At 63.3% G+C, this 18,943-nt stretch carries 19 protein-coding genes; 11 read left to right on the forward strand and 8 right to left on the reverse strand.

The annotated features are described in order from the left end of the window. Window positions 1-295: 295 nt before the first annotated feature. The 3 genes from BA190_RS35615 to BA190_RS33775 form a co-directional block, all read right to left on the reverse strand. Complete coding sequence (locus tag BA190_RS35615; protein ID WP_156771827.1) at window positions 296-658, reverse strand: hypothetical protein; 363 nt, start codon at window positions 656-658, stop codon at window positions 296-298. A gap of 216 nt (window positions 659-874) precedes the next feature. Continuing rightward, window positions 875-1,348, reverse strand: a complete 474-nt coding sequence (locus BA190_RS33770; protein ID WP_068299191.1) for a cyclic nucleotide-binding domain-containing protein — start codon at window positions 1,346-1,348, stop codon at window positions 875-877. A 169-nt stretch (window positions 1,349-1,517) separates the two neighbouring features. Beyond that, a complete protein-coding gene (locus BA190_RS33775) occupies window positions 1,518-2,204 on the reverse strand; it encodes a response regulator transcription factor (protein ID WP_068299254.1) in 687 nt (228 codons plus the stop codon). Window positions 2,205-2,503: 299 nt separating this feature from the next. On the opposite strand from BA190_RS33775, the gene BA190_RS33780 reads away from it, so the two are divergent. The 3 genes from BA190_RS33780 to BA190_RS33790 all read left to right on the forward strand — a co-directional run bounded on the left by BA190_RS33780 (window position 2,504) and on the right by BA190_RS33790 (window position 4,464). Then, window positions 2,504-3,034, forward strand: coding sequence for a L,D-transpeptidase (locus tag BA190_RS33780; RefSeq protein ID WP_068299194.1), 531 nt, complete (start codon window positions 2,504-2,506; stop codon window positions 3,032-3,034). Between the two features lie 52 nt (window positions 3,035-3,086). Further along, entirely contained in the window at window positions 3,087-3,533 is a 447-nt protein-coding gene (locus BA190_RS33785) for a hypothetical protein (protein ID WP_068299197.1), read from the forward strand. A 73-nt stretch (window positions 3,534-3,606) separates the two neighbouring features. After that, entirely contained in the window at window positions 3,607-4,464 is an 858-nt protein-coding gene (locus BA190_RS33790) for a lysozyme inhibitor LprI family protein (RefSeq protein ID WP_068299199.1), read from the forward strand. Between the two features lie 203 nt (window positions 4,465-4,667). Here BA190_RS33790 and BA190_RS33795 read toward each other — a convergent pair whose 3' ends face one another. Beyond that, a complete protein-coding gene (locus BA190_RS33795) occupies window positions 4,668-5,330 on the reverse strand; it encodes a YggS family pyridoxal phosphate-dependent enzyme (protein WP_068299201.1) in 663 nt (220 codons plus the stop codon). A 269-nt stretch (window positions 5,331-5,599) separates the two neighbouring features. On the opposite strand from BA190_RS33795, the gene BA190_RS33800 reads away from it, so the two are divergent. Continuing rightward, window positions 5,600-6,361, forward strand: a complete 762-nt coding sequence (locus tag BA190_RS33800) for a hypothetical protein (protein WP_156771828.1) — start codon at window positions 5,600-5,602, stop codon at window positions 6,359-6,361. 6 nt (window positions 6,362-6,367) lie between these two features. Here the strand turns inward: BA190_RS33800 and BA190_RS33805 are convergent, their stop codons facing one another. After that, window positions 6,368-7,486: a vWA domain-containing protein gene (locus BA190_RS33805; RefSeq protein WP_068299207.1), complete on the reverse strand. Its 1,119-nt coding sequence runs from the start codon at window positions 7,484-7,486 to the stop codon at window positions 6,368-6,370. Window positions 7,487-7,761: 275 nt separating this feature from the next. Between BA190_RS33805 and BA190_RS33810 the strand changes: the two genes are divergently transcribed. The 7 genes from BA190_RS33810 (at window position 7,762) to BA190_RS33840 (ending at window position 15,572) form a co-directional block, all read left to right on the forward strand. After that, a complete protein-coding gene (locus tag BA190_RS33810; RefSeq protein WP_068299210.1) occupies window positions 7,762-8,853 on the forward strand; it encodes a nucleoside hydrolase in 1,092 nt (363 codons plus the stop codon). 293 nt (window positions 8,854-9,146) lie between these two features. Beyond that, window positions 9,147-11,771 (forward strand): leucine--tRNA ligase, encoded by a 2,625-nt coding sequence (leuS, locus tag BA190_RS33815; protein WP_068299213.1) that lies wholly within the window; start codon window positions 9,147-9,149, stop codon window positions 11,769-11,771. Then, window positions 11,758-12,288, forward strand: a complete 531-nt coding sequence (gene lptE / locus BA190_RS33820) for an LPS assembly lipoprotein LptE (protein WP_068299216.1) — start codon at window positions 11,758-11,760, stop codon at window positions 12,286-12,288. Before leuS ends, lptE begins: the two co-directional genes overlap by 14 nt. Window positions 12,289-12,302: 14 nt before the next feature. Beyond that, the gene (gene holA / locus BA190_RS33825; protein WP_068299220.1) at window positions 12,303-13,331 is read left to right on the forward strand and encodes a DNA polymerase III subunit delta; all 1,029 of its coding nucleotides are present in this window, start codon (window positions 12,303-12,305) and stop codon (window positions 13,329-13,331) included. Window positions 13,332-13,576: 245 nt separating this feature from the next. Next, a complete protein-coding gene (locus BA190_RS33830) occupies window positions 13,577-14,329 on the forward strand; it encodes a MotA/TolQ/ExbB proton channel family protein (protein ID WP_068299223.1) in 753 nt (250 codons plus the stop codon). Then, window positions 14,326-14,964 carry a hypothetical protein gene (locus BA190_RS33835; protein ID WP_068299227.1) on the forward strand — a complete coding sequence of 213 codons (639 nt, stop codon included), beginning with the start codon at window positions 14,326-14,328 and terminating at the stop codon, window positions 14,962-14,964. Before BA190_RS33830 ends, BA190_RS33835 begins: the two co-directional genes overlap by 4 nt. Then, a complete protein-coding gene (locus BA190_RS33840; protein WP_068299231.1) occupies window positions 14,961-15,572 on the forward strand; it encodes a hypothetical protein in 612 nt (203 codons plus the stop codon). Before BA190_RS33835 ends, BA190_RS33840 begins: the two co-directional genes overlap by 4 nt. A gap of 60 nt (window positions 15,573-15,632) precedes the next feature. Here the strand turns inward: BA190_RS33840 and BA190_RS33845 are convergent, their stop codons facing one another. From BA190_RS33845 to odhB, 3 genes are all read right to left on the reverse strand, one after another. Beyond that, complete coding sequence (locus BA190_RS33845) at window positions 15,633-16,370, reverse strand: outer-membrane lipoprotein carrier protein LolA (protein WP_068299238.1); 738 nt, start codon at window positions 16,368-16,370, stop codon at window positions 15,633-15,635. Between the two features lie 240 nt (window positions 16,371-16,610). Next, window positions 16,611-18,011, reverse strand: a complete 1,401-nt coding sequence (gene lpdA / locus BA190_RS33850; RefSeq protein WP_068299243.1) for a dihydrolipoyl dehydrogenase — start codon at window positions 18,009-18,011, stop codon at window positions 16,611-16,613. 181 nt (window positions 18,012-18,192) lie between these two features. Then, a partial coding sequence (odhB, locus tag BA190_RS33855; protein WP_082980250.1) for a 2-oxoglutarate dehydrogenase complex dihydrolipoyllysine-residue succinyltransferase occupies window positions 18,193-18,943 on the reverse strand: 751 nt, incomplete at its 5' end.

Raw genomic sequence — 18,943 nt, forward strand, 5'->3', positions numbered from 1 at the left:
CGAAGCGGGAGCGAATCACCGACCGTCCTGCCGATTCCCATTCCGCAATCCCCCGAAAGCCTCGCGCCTGCTTCCCTTCGTCCATGACGAAAGCGCCGCAGCCACTTCCTTCCGGCCGACAGGGATTAATTCCCGGAATGGGCCACCCTGCCTGGTTTTTGGCAGCGTCGCTTAAGGCCTGGTACGCGCCTGGAACAAAGGGCGCCCGAATCACCGACTTCGTTCGACAGCAAAACGGGCCGGTCCTGAGACCGGCCCGTGAACCACGTCACCTTTGAGTGACGAAGCCCACCTCCTACCAGCGATGCCAGCGGCGATGACCCCATCCCCAGCCCCGATGATGGTAATAGCGGGGGCGATAGTAGGGACGGTAATAGGGTCGATAATAATGGCGCCTGTAGTAGGGACGATAATAGGGGCGATAATAATGGGGGCGGTAATAGTGGCGCCTGTAATAGGGGCGGTAATGGTAGCGGTAATAAGGACGCCAATGACGGCGATGGCGGATATTCTGGACCAAGCCGTTGCCCTGCGCCTGACTGTCGGCTCTGGTTTGACCGGCGGGGGCGATGGGCATGGCCGATGAGCTTTGAGCGACCGCAAAGAAACCAATCGCAGCAAAGCAAGCCGCGAAGATCAACCCGATAGACGTTCTCATCCTGCACTCTCCTTGAGCGTTTTACGATCCGGAAATAACGCCAGGCACCGTAAAGACGCGTCGAAACAAATGAAGGTTTCTGGGCGTCGAATTTAGCAGGCCGCGGCTGAACCGCAGCTGAACGAGACAGATGGATGTCCCGTAGCGGAACAACTTGGCTCTATCGCAGCCAACACTTTAGGAAAGTGAACAGCACTGGAACGAAAAGCGAGCGAATCAGCCTTCGTCGTCATGACTGTCGATGCCGATGCGGCGCAGGCGATCCTTGACGCTGGCCAGCTCGGCCGACATCTCCTGCACGCGCTGGCGAACTTCATCAGCGATACGGGCCGCCGTCGCCGGATATTCCTCCAGCGTGCGCCTGAACATCTGGCGCGACACGCGCAGCACCACGCTGGCCTCCCGCGCGATCGCCGTGGTGGGACGGCGGGTTTCCGACAACAGGGCCATCTCGCCGATCAGGGTGCCAGGTCCGACGATGGCGGTGGCGACGTCATCGTCGATCAGGGTGATCGCGCCCGAGGCGACGACGAAGCCATATTCGGAGATGTCGTCCTTGCGAAACAGCGTGTCGCCGGCACGCAGCCGCCTGGTCTCGGACGAGAAGGCGAGCAGGCGCAGGGCATCACGGTCCATGGCGCGGAACAGCGCCACTCTTTCCAGCAATGCCATATCGTCTTCGAGCGCCATCTGCGGCCTTGGGTTCGGAAGGAAACGTCCTACGCGCAAACAATAATTCACACCATCATTGCGAGCGTCGCGAAGCAATCCAGGCAAGGGCTGCTATCCCGGCCCCTTGATTGCTTCGCCGCGTTCGCAATGACGAGATTCCAGCCACACGATCAAGTGCCGTGAGATCTCACGGCACGAGCTTGTAGCCGCCGCCTTCGGTCACCAGCAAGGCCGCGTTGGAGGGATCTTTCTCGATCTTCTGCCGCAGGCGGTAGATATGGGTTTCGAGCGTATGGGTAGTCACGCCGGAATTGTAGCCCCAGACCTCCTGCAGCAGCACGTCGCGCTGCACGGCCTTCTGCCCGGAACGGTAGAGATAGCGCAGGATCGAGGTTTCCTTCTCGGTCAGCCGGACCTTGGAACCCTTGTCGGTCAACAGGAGCTTGGAGGCCGGCTTGAAGGTGAAGGGGCCGATGTTGAACACGGCGTCCTCGCTCGTCTCATGCTGCCGAAGATGGGCGCGCACACGCGCCAGCAGCACGGCAAAGCGAAAGGGCTTGACGACATAGTCGTTCGCGCCGGCTTCGAGGCCAAGAATGGTATCGGCATCGGAATCATGCCCCGTGAGCATGATGATCGGCGACTTGAAGCCGTTCTTGCGCAGGAGCTTGACCGCTTCCCGCCCGTCCATATCAGGCAGGCCGACATCCATGATCACCAGATCGAGATGGTCGGCCTTGGCGATCTGGACAGCGCGGCTGGCGGATTCGGCCTGCTCGATCTCGAACTCGTCATAGAGCGCCAATTGCTCGGCCAGCGCCTGGCGCAGTTCGTTATCATCGTCGACGATCAGAATTTTGCGGCTGCCGGACATGACATTCCCCAGAAGGCGGAAGCGATCGATCAGGAGGAATCTGCCTGGGCGCTCGGCGTGCGCGGCAGGAAACCCGGTATGCTTTCGCGCTTTGAATACCAAAGCATAGCGCGTTTTAGCGAAAACGCCCTTTTGCTCCGGCTCTTTGTCTTGACGCGTCTTTACGATTGTTGGTGATTCCGACAAATCGCAAAACGCTTTAGCGCTCTATCGCATTATGACGGCGTGCGCCATGATTTGTGAATCGCATGACGGCACTTTCGACAGGGATTTGCGGTGAAAAATTTGGAAGTCGGCCCTTGAAGCGCAAGATCGATCTCATTCGCGTGCAGGCATCCCCGCTTTCGCGCAGCCGCGGCCGCCTGACGGTGGGCGGAGTTTCCTATCCCTGCGTGTTGGGCCGCAGCGGCATTGCCGTCACCAAACGGGAAGGAGATGGCGTCACGCCCCGAGCCGTGCTGCCGCTCCGCGGCCTGTTCCAACGGCTCGACCGCGCCCCCCGCATTCCGAGCCAGCTGTCCTTCCGCGCCATTCGCCCTGAGGATGCCTGGTGTGACGACGTCTGCGACCGGCGCTACAACACGCTGATCCAGCGCCCCGTCGAGCAGAACGCCGAGGAAAGGCTGGCCCGCGGCGATCGCCTCTATGACGTGATCGTGCCGCTCGGCTGGAACGATGCACCGATCGTCAGAGGGCGGGGCAGCGCCATTTTCTGGCATGTCTCCCGCGAGAACAACGCGCCGACCGCCGGCTGCGTCGCCGTAGCGCCGGAGGTGTTCCGCAAGGTGCTGCCGAGATTGTCGCGCCATGCCGTGATGATCATCGACTGACGGCTGCGTCGGACACGGGACGTCTGCGGATATTTCAGAGCAAGGATTATTGATGAAGCAGATCATTTTCGCTGCAATCGGCTGTGCGATTGCCGCCATGGCTTTCGCCGATACGACGGCGGCCATGAGCATTCAGGACGCCGCCGCCGGCAGCTATGTCCGCCGGCAGAACGGCGAAGCCACGCTCGTCGTCAAGCGCAGCGGCGAGTATTGGCGGGTAAGCGCCGCCATCGGCGGCGTTCCGAACGGCGGTGCGACGGTTGCCGATTGCGGCTTCATTGCCGAGGGCTCGATCACGGGCGGCGCCTTCGACGGCAAGGTTACCCGGATCAACATCGTGGCCGGCCTCGACGAAGAGGGCGAAGCGGCCAAACCCGGCCTCGGCTTCGCCTTCTCGCTCGGCAATGGCACGATCACGGTTCGCGGCGCCGATGCGGCATCCATCTGCGGCGGCGAGGGCAGCGTGATAGACGGCATCTACAAGCGCAGCAGCCGCTGACATCTGCGCTCTGCCGCCCGCTTTGCTCCCGATTCCGCTGCCCCTCCTTCGTCCTTACCCTGGAACATCCGCAATGAAACGCCTGGCTTTCGGCATAGCCGCCCTGACCGTCCTCCACGCCCTGCCCGCTTACGCCATCGACTGCAAGAAAGCCTCGACCTCGATCGAACGCCGCATCTGCGCCGACAAATCGTTGCGGCGGGCTGATGCCGCCATGGGCACTGCCTATGCCAGGATCCTCAAGGCCAGCCAGGATCCCGAGATCCGCGCGATGCTGGTCGAGAGCCAGAAACATTGGCTGGCGCGGCGGGACCTTCGCCTCGACCAGGAGGACGGGGCGGAAAGTGCCGGCGATTCCGGCGAAGAAGCGCCCAAAAACAATCTCCTCAAGGCGATCGAGGCGCGCACCGCCGATTTGGCAGAGTTCTCCAAGACCGATCCCAAACTGCCGCGGCTGATCGAGATCGCAAACAGCCAGCGCCGGTTCAATGCCCAGTTCAGCGGCGGCCCCTTCGCCGGCTATAGCGCCGATTGCGATTTTCTGCCGAGTGGCAGTGATCAGATCTATACCTGCCTGGGAACCCGCACCTATCAGAACAACGATAGGGTCTGCTCCGTGACGACGGACTTTGCCACCAACGCGCTCTACACCACCCAGACGGTGGCGGAAGTCGTCGATGGCAAGCTCAAGACGATCGCGACCTGCGGCGACGAGAACGGCAACAGCCCCTGCCCCGACGGCCAGCCTTCCGCCGACCGGCATTGGACCGTCCAACCGGCCGCAAGCGCCAATGCCAGCGCCACGAACACGCCGTCGCCCAAGATCAGCGCCGATCTTGGCGAGGATGAGGATAGCCCCTGGCTGCACGCCTGCCTGACCGACAAGAGCTATCCCCTCGCCGATCCTGCCAGCGACGGCAGCAAGAAATAGCGGTCCCACACCTCCCAACGAAGCATTATCGCAATAAGATCAACGGACTATGTAGGGCCTGCCATTCCCGGCGCCGCTGCAAGCGGCGGAAAGGGAATCCAGGGGCTAAAGGGATATATGCGTGGCCCCTGGATCCCCTTCCCGGAGCCAAAGGCTCCGCCGGGGATGACATGCGCGATTTCCCGAAAAGCCCGGAAAAGGGCTCAGCGTGTCCCGAAGATGGCGCTGCCCACCCGCACATGGGTGGCGCCGACCTCGATGGCGGTCTCGAAATCGCTCGACATGCCCATGGAGAGCATCGAAAGCCCGTTGCGGGCGGCGATCTTGGCAAGCAGGGCGAAATGCGGCCCGGGTGACTGCTCGAACGGGGGGATGCACATCAGCCCGTCGATGGCGAGGCCGTAGTCATCCCGACAGGCCGCAATGAAGGCGTCGGCCTCCTGGGGGGCGACACCGGCCTTCTGGGCTTCCTCGCCGGTGTTGACCTGCACCAGCAGGCGCGGCGCCCTGCCTTGCCTGGCGATTTCCTTGGCGAGTGCCTGTGCCACCGAGGGGCGATCGACCGTATGGATCACGTCGAACAGGGCCACCGCTTCCTTGGCCTTGTTGGACTGTAGCGGGCCAATGAGGTGCAGCTCGACATCGGGATAGGCAGCCTTGAGATCAGGCCATTTGCCCTGTGCCTCCTGCACGCGGTTCTCACCGAAGACCCGCTGGCCCGCGGCAAGCACGGGCTCGATCGCTTCCGGCCCGAAGGTCTTGGAAACGGCGACCAGGGTCACCGAGCCGGCGGGGCGCAGCGCATCGGCTTCAGCGCGGGCAATGGCAAGGCGAACCTCTGCAAGGCGGGCTGGAGCATCGGACATGGCATGACTTCCAGAGAATGGCGAAAGGACGAAACAGGCCTCCGACATAATGGGACGGACGGGCTATGGCTACCGGAACCTCGCCGGACCATGCTAAAAGCCCTGCATGGACAAGGGTTGCCTAGAGCAAAGCGCGTTTGGACGAAAACGCTATTTTGCTCTAGCTCTTTGATTCGACGCGTCTTTGCGATTCTTGGTGAAACGACCAAATCACAAAACGCTTTGCGGAGGGCAGGCTGATGATGCAGTTCAAGGGGGCCAAATCTATCTTGGCAAGAAGCACCCTGGCAGCGCTCCTGATCTGCGGACTTGGGCAGGCAGCCTTCGCCCTCGACATCGGTCCGACCACGATATCCGTGCCGGTCTTCGGCATTCCCCTCGACATTCCGATCCAGGCTTCCCTCGACAGCAAGAGCGAGACCGACGGCGTCCAGCTCGACCTCGCCGTCACCGGTGACCTGAAATCGCTGCAGGACAACGCCCTGGCGATCGCCCGCAAATTGCCGTTTCCGCAAGATGCCTGTGCCCGCAAGGGCCCCAATCTCGTGGTCAACTCAATTGATAGCGCCCATATTCGCGCCGAGGGCGACACGGCGGTGATCGACGTCGCCGGCAAGGTGACGGCCTGGGGTTGCGCCAAGGTGCTGGGGCAGAAGATCAAGACCAAGATCGCCACGGACAGGATTGCCATCACCATCCCGGTTGAGCTCTACATCCCGACGCCGCGCCAGGTGGCGCTACGCGTGAAGGGAGAAGCCTCGATCAAGACCGGCGATCCGCAAATCACCGAAATCGCGACCGCCCTGCTCGGCAATCTCAACCAGCGCTTCACCGATGCCGTGGCCAAGGCCCTCGACAAGGACAAGGCCCGGGCCTCCGTGCCGGAGATACCGGGCCTCGACGTCAGGATCGAACGGGCCGTGTTCGCCCAGGATCAGGACAGGCTCCTGGTCAAGGCCAAGGCCGATGGCCATGCCACCTCAGCTGCCTTCGAAAGCCTGATCGGGCTGGCAGGCCAGAAGGCGCCGTAAGCAGCCTCAAAGCTGCTGCCTGAGCGTTTCCTGCACGGCCGAATCGAAGGAATCTGCCTTCTTCCTGCCCGACTTGGCGCGTTCCGCCGTGACGAAGGCATCGCGCTTGCGATTGATCTCGGCGAGCTTGTCCTGCAGGGCCTTGCGCTTGGCGAGTTGTTCCTCGACATAGGCCTTGCGCTCGGCGTCGGACTTGCCCTGCAGCACCTTGGGAAGCGCGGAGGCTGCAACCTTGTCGAGGCTCTGGCGGCCATTGGCAATGTCGGCGGTGAGATCCCCCTCGCCGGTCACAACCTCCTTGGGCCCGGCCTTCTTGCTGTAGAAACTGGAATTGTCGACCTGGGCCGGTGCCGGAGCCTGCTTGCGCAGGTCCATCTTGTTGCGGACGGCCTGCTGCCTCTCGCCATCGCCATAAGGCAGCACGGTGTCGTCGAGCGATTGCTGCAGTTGCAGGATGTCCTCGTCATAGGGTGTGGGCACTTCGACGATCTGGCCGCCATCCTGAGGGATCGGCAAATAGCGGCCATTGCCGCGCCGGGCGATGTCCTGCCAGATCTGGCGGGTGTCGCCGGCATCGCCGGCCTGCACCGTGTTGACCACAATGCCCTTGGCCACGGCCGCCTTGACGACCTCGGGATAGCGCGGCGCGTTGGGGTAATCCATGTGGGGCGGCGCATCCCCCACCAGAAAGATGATCTTGCGGGTCTGTCCCCCGCTGCCCCATTGCAGGCTGCGGACAGCCTTGTCCAACGCCTCGTTCACGGATTCGGGCGTGTCTCCGCCACCATCGGCGGTGTATTGCACCAGATCGCCATAGAGCCCCTGGATGTCGCCGGTGAGGGCATGGACATCCGTGACATAGGCATCGCCCCGGTCGCGGTAGCCGATCAAAGCCATGCGGATCTCCGCATCCGGATTGGCGTCGACAATGGCGTTGGCGATCGACCAGATCTTGCGTTTGGCGCCGTCGATCAGGCTCGCCATCGAGCCGGTGGTGTCGAGCACGAAGGCGACCTCGACGCGCGGGCGCGACTGCGCATCCGGAGCTGCGTAGGCAGGCAGGATCGGCATGGCGAGTGCAAGCAGGCTGGCCGTCGCGAAAGCGAGGCGAAGAGCGGATTTCACGGCGTGTCTCCCGGGCGTTCTGCAATCGAGTTGCGACAGGCCAAGCTCCCCGCCGATGATGGCGAAGTCGGGCTATCGCTGTGGCGCAAGCGCGGCGAGCCGGCCTTCCGTCCATCATCTGTTTCGCGCGGAACACATATTGCCGGGTCAGCTCTACCACGTGCCGGCTTGCCATCCCCTGTCACAGGTTCGAATGTGGCCTCGCCGCCGCTCGAGCGGCATGGCGCGCCATTCTTCCGGCGTGACCAGATATTGGAATCAGGAGGAAATTTTCGATGAAACGATTGATGGCGGCCGTCTTCCTGGCCGCAGGCGCATTCCTGGCTTCGCCCGCCTATGCTGCCCCCGAAAAGATCATTCTCGACACGGATTTCTCGACGCTCGGCGATGACGGCCAGGTGCTGATCATGGCGGCCCAGTTGCAGAAGGACAAGGCGATAGACCTTCTGGGCGTCACCGTGGTCACCGGCAATGATTGGCTGAAGCAAGAAGTCGCCGATGCCCTGCGCGCCGTCGAACGCCTCGGCATCGAGGACAGGGTCGGCGTCTATGCCGGCGCGAACCTGCCCCTCGTTCACGATCCCAGGAGCTTCGAGCACGAGCGTGCGCTGTTCGGCTTCGGGGAGAGCTACAAGACCTCGTTCCATCGCCCGCAGCCCAAGGAGGCCGACCTGATCGCCCCGCCGGACGGCTTCGCCAAGAAGGCGAAGCTGCGCAAGGAGGATGCTGTCGACTTCATCGTGGAGGCGATCAAGGCCAATCCGCACGAAGTCTCACTGCTGGTGATCGGGCCGGCCACCAACATCGCCCTGGCGATCCGCAAGAACCCGGAAATCGTGCCGCTGATCAAGCGTATCGTCTACATGGCCGGCGCGGTCGACGTGAAGGGCAATACCACGCCCGCCGCCGAAATGAATGTCTGGATCGATCCGGAGGCCGCCCGTATCGTCATGCGCGAGCCGATCGAACAGGCCCTCATTCCCCTTGATGTCACCGACATCACCCAGATCGGCAAGCCCGAATTCGATCGCCTCACCGCCGGCGAAGGCCCGGTCCAGAAGCTCTTCCGGGACAGCTGGATGGCCAAGAAGTTCGCCAAGGACGACAAGGCCAAGGCCAGCGTGTTCGATACGCTCGCCCTCGCCTATCTGGTCGATCCGAGCTACGCGACCAAGGTCGACGATCTCTATATCGACGTCGATGTGGCGTTCGGGCCGGGCTATGGCCGCACGCTCGGCTATTGGCAGAAGCAGCCGACGGACCTCCTGCAGAAGGTGAAGGTGGTCAAGCAGTTCGACAACAAGCGCTTCTTCGATTTCTACGTCGATCTCCTGACCCGTCCGGTGCCGGTCAAGCTCGCACCCTAGGCGCCCGCTGCCCTACGAGACTTGGCGGACATGAGCCAGAGGCCGGTGTGCCGATCTTCGGATCGGCACTCTGGTCGGCAGGCGCGCCGCTTTCGAGAATGCCGGTTCCGCTCCGTCCTTTGACGGAGCTGAGAAGATCGGCACACCGTGTTTCGGCGTCCCGCCTGCGAAAAACCGGTCCTCTTCAGGCCTTGGAAAGGAGACGAGGCTAGCTTTGCACCAATACGCCGGTTAAAAGCGGCGTTTCCAATGTCACTCATTGAGTGACGTCTCAACTCCGAGTTCCCTTCCCCATGACCACCGAGCGCTATAACGCCCGCGACGCCGAGCCCAGATGGCAGAAGACCTGGGCCGACCAGGCGATCTTCGAAACCAGGAATGAGGATCCGCGTCCGCGCTACTACGTGCTCGAGATGTTCCCCTATCCCTCCGGGCGCATCCATATGGGCCATGTGCGCAACTACACCATGGGCGACGTGGTGGCGCGCTATCGCCGGGCCAAGGGCTTCAACGTGCTGCATCCCATGGGCTGGGACGCCTTCGGCATGCCGGCCGAGAATGCCGCGATGCAGAACAAGACGCATCCGGCCAAATGGACCTATGCCAATATCGACACCATGCGCGGCCAGTTGAAGTCGATGGGCCTGTCGCTGGACTGGAGCCGCGAGATCGCGACCTGCGATCCCTCCTATTACCGCCACCAGCAGGCGATGTTCCTGGACTTCCTGCAGTCGGGCCTGGTCGAGCGCAAGGTTTCCAAGGTCAATTGGGATCCGGTCGACCACACGGTGCTGGCCAATGAGCAGGTGATCGACGGCCGTGGCTGGCGCTCGGGCGCCCTGGTCGAGCAACGCGAGCTGACCCAGTGGTTCTTCAAGATCACCGATTACTCGCAGGACCTGCTCTCGGCCCTGGACACGCTGGATCGCTGGCCCGAAAAGGTCCGGCTGATGCAGAAGAACTGGATCGGCAAGTCGGAAGGCTTGCAGGTGCGCTTCGAGCTCGACACGGCCACGGCGCCGGCGGGCGAGAACGAACTGCTGATCTACACCACCCGCCCCGACACGCTGTTCGGCGCCAAGTTCATGGCGATCGCGGCCGATCACCCGCTCGCCAGGGCCGCCGCCGCGAATAACCCGGAACTGGCTGCGTTCATCGAGGAGATCGGGCGTACGGGCACCTCGGCCGCCGTGATCGAGACGGCCGAGAAGAAGGGTTTCGACACCGGCATCCGTGCCGTGCATCCTTTCGATCCCGATTGGAAACTGCCGGTTTACGTCGCCAATTTCGTGCTGATGGAATACGGCACGGGCGCCATCTTCGGCTGCCCGGCGCATGACCAGCGCGACCTCGACTTCGTCAACGCCTATGGCCTGGGCAATACGCCGGTGGTGTGCCCGCCGGACCAGGACCCCGCCAGCTTCGTGATCACCGACGTCGCCTATGACGGCGACGGGTTGATGATCAATTCGCGTTTCCTCGACGGCATGACCATCGAGCAGGCCAAGGAAGAAGTGGCCCGCCGTCTGGAAAGCCGGACGCATGGCAACGCACCAGTGGCCGAGCGCAAGGTCAATTTCCGCCTGCGCGACTGGGGCATCTCGCGCCAGCGCTATTGGGGCTGCCCGATCCCGGTGATCCATTGCGAGGTCTGCGGCGTGGTGCCGGTGCCCAAGAAGGACCTGCCGGTCAAGCTGCCCGACGACGTCACCTTCGATCGGCCCGGCAATCCGCTCGACCATCATCCGACCTGGCGCCATGTCGACTGCCCGCAATGCGGCAAGCCGGCTCGGCGCGAGACGGACACGATGGACACCTTCGTCGATTCTTCCTGGTATTTTGCCCGGTTCACCGATCCGTGGATCGAGACGGCGCCGACGGTGCGCAAGGAAGCCGATGCCTGGCTGCCGGTCGACCAGTATATCGGCGGTATCGAGCACGCCATCCTGCATCTGCTCTATAGTCGCTTCTTCGTGCGCGCCATGAAGAAGACCGGCCATGTCGGCCTGGACGAGCCGTTCAAGGGCCTGTTCACCCAGGGCATGGTGGTGCACGAGACCTATCGCGCTGAAAATGGCGAATGGGTGGTGCCGGCCGATGTGCGCATCGAGGGCGACGGCGCCGAGCGCCGCGCCGTCAACAACCGCACCGGCGAGCCGGTCGAGATCGGCTCGATCGAGAAGATGTCGAAGTCGAAGAAGAATGTCGTCGACCCCGACGACATCATCGCCGATTACGGCGCCGACACCGCGCGCTGGTTCATGCTGTCGGACTCGCCGCCCGAGCGCGACGTGATCTGGACCGAGGACGGCGTCCAGGGCGCCGGCCGCTTCGTGCAGCGCATCTGGCGCATCGTCAACGAGATCGCCGCCCAAGTCCCCTCATCGGTTGCCCCCGCAAGCGAGGAAGATGTCCTCGCCGTGCGCAAGGCGGCACACCGTGCCCTGGCGGCCGTCGAGGGCGATATCGAGCGTCTCGGCTTCAACCGCTGCGTCGCCCATATCTACACGCTGGTGAACAGCCTGGGGCGCACGCTGGACGGCTACAAGAACGGCGAGGCTGTGCCCGCCAATCTCGCCGCTGCGCTGAAGGAAGCCGGCGTCATGCTGGTGCAGTTGATCGCGCCGATGATGCCGCATCTGGCCGAGGAATGCTGGAGCGTGCTGGGCTGTCAGGGCCTGGTGGCGCAAGCCTCCTGGCCGGTGGCCGATCCTGCGCTGCTGGAAGACGACACCGTCACCCTGCCGGTGCAGTTCAACGGCAAGAAGCGGGCCGATCTGACGGTGCCGAAATCGGCATCGCCAAAGGAAGTCGAAGCTGCCACATTGGCGAACGAAACCGTCCAGCGCGTGCTGGAAGGGCGCGCTCCCAAAAAGATCATCGTGGTGCCGGGAAGGATTGTGAATGTCGTCGTCTAGTCAGACCTCGCGCCGCTGCGCGCTGTTCGCCCTCGCCCTCGTGCCGGCGGTGATGCTGGGTGGCTGCTTCCGTCCGATGCTGGCCGAGCCCGGCAACGGTTCGCCCGGGCTGAAGAACCGGCTCGCCGCCATCGCCATCGATCCGGTCGACGACCGTGTCGGCCAGCAGGTGCGCAACCGGCTGTCGTTCAATCTCACGGGCGGCGCCGAGGCTCCGCCGGCGCGCTACCGGCTGGTGCTTGTAACCTCTTCCAGCTCCGATTCGGCGCTGGTCGACGCGCTGAACGCCACGCCGCAAATCGACACGGTGACACTGACGACCGACTACACCTTGCTCGACCCGGCCACGGACAAGATCCTGCTCAAGGCGAAGAACTTCACGCGCAAATCCTATAATTCCGGCCTGCAACGTTTCGCCACCGTACGCGCCCGACGCGATGCGGAGAACGATGCGGCCGACGTGATGGCTGACCAGATCCGCCTGAGGTTGGCGACTTGGCTCGCCGACCATCCCTGATGGCTGATTGACCCATGGCCTCCATCGAACGGCGCGCCGTCGATGCCTTCATCAAGAAGCCGGACGCCCATTTCGCGGTGATCATGGTCTATGGGCCGGATACCGGGCTGGTGAGCGAGCGAGTGCGCGCCCTGGTCGCAGCCTCGGTCGACGATATCGAGGATCCCTTCCAGTTAGTCCGGCTCGACGGCGACGAGATCAGCGGTGATCCGGCGCGGCTCGCCGACGAGGTCTTCACGATTCCCCTCTTCGGCGGGCGCCGCGCTGTGCGCCTCAGGGCAGGCAGCCGCAATATCGTGCCGGCAGTCGAGCCCGTGCTCGCCAATCCGCCCAGCGCCTGCCGGGTGGTGATCGAAGCGGGCGACCTCAAGAAGAGCCATGCTCTGGTCTCCCTGGTGGAGAAATCGCGCGCCGGGGCTGTGATCGCCTGTTTCGGCGACGAGAACGCCAATATCGGCCAGATCATTGCCGAGGAAGTCGCCCTTTCAGGCCTCACCATCGCGCCTGAAGCCCGAGAGACATTGATCGGGCTACTCGGCGGCGATCGCCTGGCCACCCGGAGCGAACTGAAGAAACTCACGCTCTACGCCCATGGCGCCGGGCGCATCGAGCTCAGCGACGTCGAGGCCGTGGTAGGCGATGCCAGTGCGCTCGCCACCGACGAGATCATCGACGCTGCCTTTTCCGGCCGGGCGGATCTGCTCGACTCCACCCTCGCCAAGGCCTGGAACGAAGGCGTCAATACCTCGCAGTTGGCGGGAACGGCCCTGCGTCATGCACTCCTGCTTCACCGCCTGCGAGGCGAGGTCGAGAAGGGGCGCCCGGCCGCGGGCGTCGTCGATTCCATGGGCATGCAGGTGCATTTCCGACGCAAGGCCGGCGTCACGGCCCAGCTCTCGGCCCTGAACATGGCAAGGCTCGACCGCATCGTGGCGGACCTGTCGGAAGCCGTGCTCGACGCCCGCCGCAACGCCGTTCTGGGCCAGGCGATCGTCGCGCGTGCCTTGATGCGAATCGCCCTGATGGCCAAGGCCAGGCGTTGAACCTCCCGTTCCGGGTCAGCCTTCCCCACGGCGTCGCCGCCCCTGACCTTGTGCCTCGGCAACCCCCATCGCAGAACAGGAAGCAATCATCCGCCGGAATACCTGGCAATTACGCTGATAAAATCCTTATTAATTTAGGTTCAGCGAAGATATAAAGACATAAATTCCAAAATACCTCATCCTATCCTTTCGAATGCCGCGAGAGCTTGCCCTGAAGGCAGCCGAAGTTCAGCAAGGAGGATGCGTTGAGCACGCAGGAAGTGGCGGAATTGCCAGGCAGCGACCCGTTTCCAGCCTGGTTGATCTTTACTGGCGTGACTTTATTCGCCTTCCTGCTGGCCTGGTATTTCGGGCTGGTCGCCAAGATGGTCGAGAGCGACCATACCTTCATCTCGGTCGTCATTGCCGTCTTGTATGTCGCCGCCAGCCTTCATTGCCTGTGGCGCGTCCTGATCATCTCGAAGGAGGGCGAAGCAGCCCGGCGATCGGCGCGGCTTCTCGTCCGCTACGAGAACGGTCTGTCCGGCGAGCCCAGAGTCGATCTCGCCAAGGAGTTGCCGGCGGGGCTTGTCTCGTCCCATATCCGGGATCTCAAGACGAAGGCCAGCCTGCAGGGACATATGCGCCTCGACCAGACGCTGCTGCTGCGGGTTCTCGCCAATCGGCTGCGCGGTTCGAACGGCCTGGGCGCCTTCGCCAGCGATACCTTGATGAAGCTGGGGCTCCTGGGCACCATCATCGGCTTCATCATGATGCTGGCGCCGATCGCCGGCCTCGACGTCGAAAACCACACGGCCATGCGGACCTCGATGTCGCTGATGAGCGACGGCATGGCCGTGGCCATGTACACCACGCTCCTGGGGCTGGCAGGCTCCATCCTCCTGAAGATCCAGTATCAGTTCCTGGAAAGCGCCACCGCTGCCATCTTCGCCTTCGCCGTGGATATCACCGAGGTCTATGTGGTCTCGGCGCTGGAACGGCGGGTTCAGGCAGCATGATCGACGATTTCGACCTGATGCCTCGCGAGGAGGCGTTCGATCCGTTCAGCGTGGTGCTGTTCAAGGCGTTGCAGGTCGTCGCCTTCCTGTTCTTCATCGCCCTGGTGATCGTGGCGCCCAAGGCCGACAACGGCAAGGTCGACAGTAAGGCCGAGTTCCTGATCAGCATGGACTGGCCGGACAATCATCCCGACGACATGGATATCTTCGTCCAGGATCCGCTCGGCAACGTGGTCTGGTATCGCCGCAGGGAGGCCGGGTTCATGCTGCTCGATCGCGACGACAGGGGCGGGCTGAACGATTTCGTCATGGTCAATGGCAGCAAGGTGCCGACGGCGACCCGGCAGGAACTCGTCAGCATCCGTGGCTTCGTCGCCGGGGACTACACCATCAACGTCTATCATTTCACCGCCCTGACCGGCCGCGCGGTCCCGGTAACGGTGACGCTGCAGAAGCTCAATCCCAAGGTGACGATCGTGGGCAAGGAAACGCTGGAGGTGGTCGACGGCGGCACCGAGAAGACGGCCCTGCGCTTCACCATGGACGAGAGGGGTGCGGTAACCAAGGTCAGCCAGACCCAGAAGTCGATCCTGCAGACCTTCTACAATCCTCGCGCCAACGGTGCCAAGCCATGAGTTGGGTCCAGACCCATGTGCTTCTGCTCACCCTGGCCTATGTCGCGACGACGGCCCTGCTGCTTGCCGTCCTGAGCCGGATGGCCTTCAACCGGCTCGCGAAGGTGGCCGCGATCGTGCTGGCCAGCGCCTTCTACGTCGCGGTCTTCTTTTCCACGCAGGGCCTGCTCGGCTGGTCGGCGCCCGTTGCCCTGCCAGAGCATTTCAAGGTGTTGTGGACCTATGTCGTCGAACCCGACCCGGCGCACGCCAATCCCGGCGCCGTGCATCTTTGGGTCGAGGAACTCGACGCGGCCAACCTGCCGAGCGGCGTGCCCCGCTCCTATCTGCTGCCCTATTCGCGGCAACTGGCTGATCGGGTCAATCAGGCGCAGAGCCAGATCAAGGATGGCATGCTGGTCGGCGGCAAGCCGCGCTACTACGGGGATCATTCGTCGACGCAAGGCCTGTCCGGCCCCGTCAACGTGAATGCGCCGCCGGGCGGCGATCCATCGGGTGGCGGCGTGCTGGATCCGGCCTTCCTGGGCGGCCAGTCCAAGAATGTCGATCTCATCCCGCTGCCGAAGCCCGTTCTGCCCGAAAAGGAACTCACTGAGCCAGTGCAATGAGGGGGTCTGCGCCATTCCTCCTCGTTACCGGCTCTTCCCGGAATCTCAGGGAGCCGCGTACTACTTCAGGATCTTGGTCTGATCGATATAGAAGATCTTGTCAGGCAGCTGCAGCTTGCGGTCGATGCCGGAAATGGTCACCGTGGTGTCGTAGCCCTGCGGATCGGTGACGGTCCACTGCTTCAGATCATAGGCCGGTGCCGGAAAGGTCAGCTGGATGCGGGACTTGCCGCCGCTGGCCGCCGAGCCCTCTTCCAGGATGACGCTGATGCCGGCCGGCTCGTTGCCGACGGCCAGGACCTTGGAATCCTCGATCAGGTCGAGCCTGCTGGCCAGCAGGAAGCGCAGCGGCGTCTGCTTGATGAAATAGAGGTCCTGGGTGTTGAGCTTGCGGTTGCGCACCGCCACCGAGGTACCGTCGGCCAGCAATTGCAGCGAAGACGGCGGATCATAGTCGAAACGCATGCGGCCAGGCTTGGACACCCAGAACTTGCCGGTGATGCGCTTGCCGTCCGAGCCGACCTGCACGAAATTGCCGGAGAAGAACTTGATATTGTTGAAATAACTGTCGACCCGGTCGAGCGTCGCCTTATCGGCCGCACTCAGCGCCTTGGGATTGACGCGATGAGTGTCGATTTCCAGCGGCTGGTTGGCGGCGACCAGGTCGGCCGGCGGCAACGCATCGGCGGGAGCAGGCGCCGTTTCGGCGGGCGGTGTGCCTGACTCGTTCTGCGCATAGGCTGTGCCGGCCAGCAAGGACAGGCTAAGAGCGACGAGAACGGTACGGGCAAAAGGCATTGCAAACTCCGGGACGGCCGGCCTGAGGGACCGGAACCGGCGACAGAAAACAGTGTGGGCACACTTCATAGCGTTTTGCGATTCGACGGTCTCACCAAGAATCGCAAAGACGCGTCAAAGCGAAGAACTAGAGCAAAGCGGCGTTTTCACCAAACGCGCTTTGCTCTGGGAAGTGTGCCCTAAAGCGTGTCTATGGCCTTTTAGCGACTTTGTGACAACAAAGCCGTGCCGAAGCTGCGATCAAATATGGATCGCGCGACCTTCGACGGCAAGCGCTGCCTCCTTGACCGCTTCCGACATGGTCGGATGTGCATGGCAGGAACGAGCCAGGTCCTCGGACGAGCCGGTGAACTCCATCAGCACCACGCCCTCATGGATCATCTCGCCGGCGCCGGCGCCGAGGATATGCACGCCGAGCACGCGGTCCGTGGTCGCATCCGCAATCACCTTGACGAAGCCTTCGGTGGTGCGGTTGGCGCGGGCACGGCCATTGGCGGTGAAGGGGAACTTGCCGACCTTGTAGGCGATGCCGGCCGATTTGAGCTCTTCCTCGGTCTTACCCACCGAGGCGATCTCGGGATAGGTGTAGACCACCGCCGGAATGACGTCATAGTTCACATGGCCATGCTGGCCGGCCAGGATCTCGGCGACGGCGATGCCCTCGTCCTCGCCCTTATGCGCCAGCATCGGCCCGCGCACCACGTCGCCGATGGCATAGATGCCGGGGACATTGGTGGCGAAATGGTCGTCGATGATCACGCGTCCGCGCTCGGTGACGACGCCGGCTTCCTCCAGGCCGAGGCCGTCCGTATAGGGGCGGCGGCCGGTGGCGACCAGGACGATGTCGGCCGCGATGGTCTCGCTATTGCCGCCGGCGACCGGCTCCACGGAAACGACGGCACCCGAGGCGCTGGTCTCGACACCGGTCACCTTGGTGGCAAGCTTGAATTCGATGCCCTGGCGGCCGAGCAGGCGCTGGGCCTGCTTGGCGACTTCCAGATCCATGCCCGGCAGGATGCGATCGAGGAACTCCACCACGGTGACCTCGGCGCCGAGGCGGCGCCAGACCGAGCCGAGCTCGAGGCCGATGACGCCGGCGCCGATGACGACCAGCTTCTTGGGCACGGCAGCCAGTTCGAGTGCGCCCGTGGAGGAGACCACGGTCTTCTCATCGATGGTGACGCCGGGGAGCTGCGCAACGTCCGAGCCGGTGGCGATCACGATCGACTTCGTTTCCAGTGTCTGCGTCGAACCGTCTTCGGCCGTCACTTCGACCTTGCCGGCAGCCAGGATCTTGCCGGTGCCGCGATAGGCCGTGATCTTGTTCTTCTTGAACAGGAAGGCAACGCCCTGGACGTTGGCGTCCACGGTCTCCTGCTTGTGCTTCAGCATCTGGGGCAGATTGAGCACCGGCGCGGGGACTTCGATACCGAAGGCCTTGAAACCATGCCCGGCCTCGTCGAACAATTCGGAGGCATGCAGCAGCGCCTTGGACGGGATGCAGCCGACATTGAGGCAGGTGCCGCCATAGGTGGCGCGCTTCTCGACCACGGCGACATTCATGCCGAGCTGGGCGGCGCGGATGGCGCAGACATAGCCGCCGGGGCCAGTGCCGATAACGACGAGATCATGAGAGGGCATGGGAGCTCGCTTTCTATTGCTGTCATCCCGGGCGTTTCCTCACAAGCTTTGCTTGTGAGTGGCAGCGCGAAGCGGTGCTGCGCAGACCCGGGACCGTCATCAGGATGAGGAATATTGCGGCACGCGACCCCGGATCTGCGGCACGACATTGCATGTTGCGCCGCGTCCAGGATGACGGCTGTTACAGGTCCAGCACGAGGCGAGCCGGATCCTCCAGGCTCTCCTTGACGCGCACCAGGAAGGTGACCGCTTCCTTGCCGTCGATGATGCGGTGATCATAGGACAGCGCCAGATACATCATCGGGCGCGCCACGATCTGGCCGCCGACCACCATCGGGCGCTCCTGGATCTTGTGCATGCCGAGAATGGCCGACTGGGGCGCGTTCAGGATCGGCGTCGACATCAGCGAACCATAGACGCCACCATTGGAGATGGTGAAGGTACCGCCCTGCATCTCCTCGATCTTGAGCTGGCCGTCGCGGGCCCGCTTGCCGAAATCGGCGATGGTCTTTTCGATACCGGCAAGGCCGAGCGTCTCGGCATCCCTGATCACCGGCACGACGAGGCCCTTGTCGGTGCCGACGGCGACGCCGACATGGCAATAGTTCTTGTAGATGATGTCCTGGCCGTCGATCTCGGCATTGACGGCCGGCATCTCCTTGAGGGCCTGGGTGCAGGCCCGCACGAAGAAGGACATGAAGCCGAGCTTCACGCCATGCTTCTTCTCGAACAGGTCCTTGTACTGGTTGCGCAGCGCCATGACGTTGGTCATGTCGACCTCGTTGAAGGTCGTCAGCATGGCAGCGTTGGCCTGGGCCTCCTTGAGGCGGCGGGCGATGGTCTGGCGCAACTTGGTCATGCGCACGCGCTCCTCGCGCGCGGCATCGGCCGGCGGCGAAGCGACGCGCGGCGCGGCCGGAACCGGGGCGGCG

Source organism: Labrys sp. WJW (assembly GCF_001676615.1).
GTDB lineage: Bacteria > Pseudomonadota > Alphaproteobacteria > Rhizobiales > Labraceae > Labrys > Labrys sedimenti.

Excerpts from the sequence above, each read along its gene's own strand:
- BA190_RS35615 (WP_156771827.1), bottom strand. The coding sequence starts at position 658 with ATGAGAACGTCTATCGGGTTGATCTTCGCGGCTTGCTTTGCTGCGATT.
- BA190_RS33770 (WP_068299191.1), bottom strand. The coding sequence starts at position 1,348 with ATGGCGCTCGAAGACGATATGGCATTGCTGGAAAGAGTGGCGCTGTTC.
- BA190_RS33775 (WP_068299254.1), bottom strand. The coding sequence starts at position 2,204 with ATGTCCGGCAGCCGCAAAATTCTGATCGTCGACGATGATAACGAACTG.
- BA190_RS33785 (WP_068299197.1), top strand. The coding sequence starts at position 3,087 with ATGAAGCAGATCATTTTCGCTGCAATCGGCTGTGCGATTGCCGCCATG.
- BA190_RS33790 (WP_068299199.1), top strand. The coding sequence starts at position 3,607 with ATGAAACGCCTGGCTTTCGGCATAGCCGCCCTGACCGTCCTCCACGCC.
- BA190_RS33795 (WP_068299201.1), bottom strand. The coding sequence starts at position 5,330 with ATGTCCGATGCTCCAGCCCGCCTTGCAGAGGTTCGCCTTGCCATTGCC.
- BA190_RS33810 (WP_068299210.1), top strand. The coding sequence starts at position 7,762 with ATGAAACGATTGATGGCGGCCGTCTTCCTGGCCGCAGGCGCATTCCTG.
- leuS (WP_068299213.1), top strand. The coding sequence starts at position 9,147 with ATGACCACCGAGCGCTATAACGCCCGCGACGCCGAGCCCAGATGGCAG.
- lptE (WP_068299216.1), top strand. The coding sequence starts at position 11,758 with ATGTCGTCGTCTAGTCAGACCTCGCGCCGCTGCGCGCTGTTCGCCCTC.
- holA (WP_068299220.1), top strand. The coding sequence starts at position 12,303 with ATGGCCTCCATCGAACGGCGCGCCGTCGATGCCTTCATCAAGAAGCCG.
- BA190_RS33835 (WP_068299227.1), top strand. The coding sequence starts at position 14,326 with ATGATCGACGATTTCGACCTGATGCCTCGCGAGGAGGCGTTCGATCCG.
- BA190_RS33840 (WP_068299231.1), top strand. The coding sequence starts at position 14,961 with ATGAGTTGGGTCCAGACCCATGTGCTTCTGCTCACCCTGGCCTATGTC.
- BA190_RS33845 (WP_068299238.1), bottom strand. The coding sequence starts at position 16,370 with ATGCCTTTTGCCCGTACCGTTCTCGTCGCTCTTAGCCTGTCCTTGCTG.
- lpdA (WP_068299243.1), bottom strand. The coding sequence starts at position 18,011 with ATGCCCTCTCATGATCTCGTCGTTATCGGCACTGGCCCCGGCGGCTAT.